This window comes from Promineifilum sp. (SeqCode) (genome assembly GCF_041918635.1).
Taxonomy (GTDB): domain Bacteria; phylum Chloroflexota; class Anaerolineae; order Promineifilales; family Promineifilaceae; genus Promineifilum.
Genome location: NZ_JAYRVJ010000425.1, coordinates 1 through 2,448 on the forward strand (window position 1 = coordinate 1; position 2,448 = coordinate 2,448).

Consider the following 2,448-nt stretch of genomic DNA (forward strand, 5'->3'; position numbering starts at 1 on the left):
CCGCGCCGTGGACACGTCGTTCAACCGCTCGGCCAACTCCGGCGAGGTCGAGGCGACGGCGACGCGGCGGACGGTGTCGGTGACGTTCAACGTCACCGTGCCGGATACGACCGACGCCACCGGCCGCATCGTCCACATCGCCGGCACGCTCAGCCGCCTTGATGGTGGGCTGCCGGACTGGGATCCGGGTGGCGTGGAGCTGACCCGCGTGGACGCGACTCACTGGACGATCACCCTGACCGGTAAGGAAGGGACGCAGATCGAGTACAAGTACGCTCTGGGCGACTGGGAGCACGGCGAGAAAGGCGCGTCGTGCGAAGAGATCGGCAACCGGATGCTGACCCTGGATTACGGCGCGACCGGGACGATGACGGTTAACGACACCGTCCTCAACTGGCGCAATGTGGGGACTTGCCCCAACTAAGCTCTCGATCGATCAGGCGTCGGCGTTGCACAAACGCCGATGCCTGACCGGTGCAGGTTTGTAGTCAGGCGATTCATCGCCGCTCTTCAGCCTGAAGGGCAATTTGCCAAATCGCCCCACAAGACGCAGAACGGCGATGAATCGCCTGACTACGAACGAAGAACACGCTTCAGGCAGCTTGCGGCATTGACGCGATCAACGCTCGCAAGACTTTGTTAACCGCTTCCGACGATGTGAACACCTCGGCCACGTCAGGATCCAATACAATAAGCCGTTGGTTATCGCCGGCCGCGAATCGGTTCGGCTTGGCGCGCCGATAGTCGAACTGGTATTCCGGCAGAAGAGCGTCTTCTGATTCACTGTCCTGAGGGGTTTTAGATATTTTCTTCATACTCAATACGTTCTGATCGAGTCGTCTCTCGCGAACTGATGATACGGATGAGGCCGCCGGGGCGCTCAGTAAAACTGACCAGTAACAGCCGATTTTGCGCCGAATGTCCGATAATGATCTCGCGCGGTTCGCCTGCTGACTGCCACTCGTCGTCGAAAATCAGCGCGAACGGGTCTGTAAAAACGGTCTGCGCCTCTTCAAAGCTAACCTGATGCTTGGCCAGGTTAGCCCTTGCCTTTTGCACGTCCCACTCAAAGTCCACATGAATAGTATAGCATAACAGTGCGCGGAATTTTTTACATCTTTGCCACTGTCCCCTCGCCTCAATTGCTGTATAATGCCGCACCGTTGGCGGGCGCGAACCGTCGCGGAGGAGACGTATGGCAACCGACCCGTTCACCCACGGCTACGCGCTGCTCATCGCCGTCAACGACAACCTCATCCCCCAATATGCCCTACCTTCGGTGGCCCAGGACGCCGCCGCGCTGCGCGACGTGCTCGTCCACCCCGAGCGCTGCGCCTACCCGGCCGAGAACGTGCGCCTGCTGACCGGCCGCGACGCCTCGCGCGAGGGCATCCGGCAGGGCCTCTCCTGGCTGCAGGAGCGCATCGCCGCCGCTGGCAGCGACAACGCCACGGCCGTCCTCTTCTACTCTGGTCACGGCGCGCGCAACGCCGCCGACGACAGTTACTACCTGCTGCCCTATGACCTGCGCTCGCCGCTGAGCGATTCGCTCTTGCGGGCCACCGACGTGGCGGCGCAGATCGAACAGGTGCAGCCGCGCCGGCTACTGGTTGTCCTCGACTGCTGTCATGCCGGCGGCATGGGCATCAAGGGCGAAGACCTGTTCGCCGGCGTCGGGCTGGTCAAGACGGCCGCGCCGCCGGAGGCCAAGAGCGTCGTCGCCCTGGCCGCGGGGCAGGGGCGGGCCGTGCTCAGTTCGTCCACCGCCGCCGAAAGCTCCTACGTCCGCGCCGACCGGGCCATGAGCATCTTCACCTACCATCTGGTGGAGGCGCTGACCGGCCACGCGGCGGCCGAAGGGGCGGCGGAGGTGCTGGTCAGCGACGTGATGGGCTACGTCTCGCGCGCCGTGCCGGCCAGCGCCCGCCGCGAGTACAACGTCTCCCAGACGCCGGTCTACCAAGTCAGCGGCGAGAACTTCCCCGTGGCCCTGGTGCTCGGGGGCAAGGGCATCAGCAAAGGGCAGCCCGCGCCCGACCCGCTGACGCCGCTGCCGGCCGGCGGGCCGGTCATCCAGACCGGCGGCGGGGCCTACGTGGCCGGCTCGGTGACGGCTGGCGGCGACGTGAACCTCGGCGGCAAGACGGTTGGCGGCGACGAGATTGGCGGCAGCAAGTACGTCATGTCCGGCAACTTCAGCGGCGCGGTGCTCAATATCGAGTCGCACCTGTCCCACGTAACGCAGTCCATCCTGGCCGCGCCGGGCGGCGACGCCGCAGGGCGGGCGGAACTGAACAGCCTGGTCGCGGCGCTGGAGGCGGAATTGAAGCGCGCGCCGGCCGAACGGGCCAGGGAGGCCGAGGCGGTCGCCGCCCGGCTGGCCCGGTTGACGGCGGCGCTGGAGGCCGGCGACGCGGAGATGGCCGACGCGGGTGGGCGCGCCCTGGA

General features: G+C 65.6%; 4 protein-coding genes. 2 read left to right on the forward strand and 2 right to left on the reverse strand.

Annotated elements, in window-relative coordinates; translation table 11 throughout:
- The coding region (locus tag ACE3UY_RS13220; protein ID WP_374687978.1) for a CBM20 domain-containing protein at nucleotides 1-424 on the forward strand (424 nt) is incomplete at its 5' end.
- Nucleotides 425-593: 169 nt separating this feature from the next.
- Here the strand turns inward: ACE3UY_RS13220 and ACE3UY_RS13225 are convergent.
- Together ACE3UY_RS13225 and ACE3UY_RS13230 are read right to left on the reverse strand one after the other, a co-directional pair.
- Complete coding sequence (locus tag ACE3UY_RS13225; protein ID WP_374687981.1) at nucleotides 594-806, reverse strand: hypothetical protein; 213 nt, start codon at nucleotides 804-806, stop codon at nucleotides 594-596.
- On the reverse strand, nucleotides 799-1,059 hold the full coding sequence (locus ACE3UY_RS13230; protein ID WP_374687979.1) for a BrnT family toxin: 261 nt from the start codon (nucleotides 1,057-1,059) through the stop codon (nucleotides 799-801). The genes ACE3UY_RS13225 and ACE3UY_RS13230 overlap by 8 nt, the downstream gene beginning before the upstream one ends.
- A gap of 136 nt (nucleotides 1,060-1,195) precedes the next feature.
- Between ACE3UY_RS13230 and ACE3UY_RS13235 the strand changes: the two genes are divergently transcribed.
- The coding region (locus ACE3UY_RS13235) for a caspase domain-containing protein (RefSeq protein ID WP_374687980.1) at nucleotides 1,196-2,448 on the forward strand (1,253 nt) is incomplete at its 3' end.